This window comes from Tsukamurella pseudospumae (assembly GCF_001575205.1).
GTDB lineage: Bacteria > Actinomycetota > Actinomycetes > Mycobacteriales > Mycobacteriaceae > Tsukamurella > Tsukamurella pseudospumae.
Genome location: NZ_LSRE01000052.1, coordinates 1 through 1,713, shown reverse-complemented (window position 1 = coordinate 1,713; position 1,713 = coordinate 1). Strand labels below are relative to the sequence as shown.

The 1,713-nt window shown below is 66.9% G+C and carries 1 protein-coding gene; it reads left to right on the top strand.

The window, feature by feature from the left end; translation table 11 throughout:
* Positions 1-120 precede the first annotated feature (120 nt).
* On the top strand, positions 121-1,527 hold the full coding sequence (locus AXK61_RS24095) for an IS1380 family transposase (RefSeq protein WP_068575357.1): 1,407 nt from the start codon (positions 121-123) through the stop codon (positions 1,525-1,527).
* Positions 1,528-1,713 lie beyond the last annotated feature (186 nt).

Below are 1,713 nucleotides of genomic sequence, written 5' to 3'. Positions count from 1 at the left end.
AGTACTAGCCTCGGCCTTTCGCGGGTGAGGTCGTGTCGGACATGAAGAAAGGTGCTCTGAGCTGGAAGAATAGGGGTTACCACACCAACCTATTTCCAGTCTCGAAGGAGCACCTTTCTGGTGAGTCAGTCTACGTCCTGCTACCCGAAGGTGTCGGTCGACGCGGCCGGAACGAACCTCGTCTCGCATGCCGGGACAGTGCTGTTGCTTCGTACCGCCGAGACGGTCGGTCTGACCGCGGCTCTGACCAGTGCGTTGATGCCGTGGCGCAAGCCGAACGCGATCCACGATCCGGGGAAGACGGTGCTTGATCTGGCGGTGTCGATCGCGGCGGGCGGGGACTGCCTGGCCGACCTCGATCAGCTCCGCACCCAACCACAGGTGATGGGCCAGGTCGCCTCCGATCCGACGGTGTCGCGGCTGATCACCGCCTTAGCAGGCGATGTCGACGCGGCGTTGGCGGCGATCGCTGCGGCGTCCGCGCAGGCCCGGGCCCGGGCGTGGGAACTCGCCGGCCAGGACAGTCCCGATCATGCGATCTGTGCGGAGAACCCGATCGCGGTCGATCTCGATGCCTCACTGGTGACCGCCCACAGTGAGAAGGAGCAGGCGGCGCCGAACTTCAAACGCGGCTTCGGGTTTCACCCACTGCTGGCGTTCGTTGATCACGGCCAGACCGGGACCGGGGAACCGGTGGCGGTCCTGCTGCGGCCGGGGAACGCCGGGTCGAACACCGCCGCCGACCACATCACCGTCGTCAAACAGGCGTTGGCGCAGCTCCCCGATGCGGTGACCGGCAGCGGTCGGTATCGGGTCGGCCGCAAAGTCCTGATCCGTGCCGATGGTGGTGGCGGCACCCACGAGTTCCTCGACTATCTGACTCGCCGGCACCTGGCCTACTCGATCGGCTTCGCTCTCACCGACAAGCTCGCAGCCGCCGTCGACCTGGTCCCCGACGCCGGGTGGATCGCGGCGATCGATAACGACAGCGGTGAACTGCGGGAAGGGGCCTGGATCGCCGAGCTCACACACATAGTGGACTTGACCTCGTGGCCTGCGGGGATGCGGCTGATCGTGCGTGCTGAACGCCCGCACCCCGGGGCGCAGCTGACGTTCACCGACCGGGACGGACTGCGGCTGACCGCGTTCGTCACCAACAGTCGCGGCCCGGTCGAACGCCTCGAGCTGCGGCACCGGCGCCGCGCCCGCTGCGAGGACCGCATCCGCGCATTGAAGGACACCGGCCTGCGGAACCTCCCCCTGCACCGGTTCGCGAAGAACCGGATCTGGACCGCGATCGCCGCGCTGGCTGCCGACCTCATAGCCTGGACCCAAATGCTCGCCCTGACCAGCCATGATGCCCGCCGGTGGGAACCCAAACGACTGCGCCACCGACTCTTCTGCATCGCCGGATCCATCGCCCGGCACGCCCGCCGCACCCGCCTGCACCTCGCCGCGACAGCCCCCGACACCGGCCTGCTGATCGCCGGCCTACAGCGCCTGAACCGGATGCGAGCACCCACATGACCGACACGACTTCCTTGACAATCCGATCACGAAACACCCCCACGGGACAGTGGAACCCGACGCCACCCGACGCAACACCGGGCCGCATCACCATGCCCACGAACGAAACCCTCACTCGAGGACACCAATCCGAAACCGATCAGGAGGGGACGACCACCTCACGAAAGATCGAGGCTAGTGCCCCGC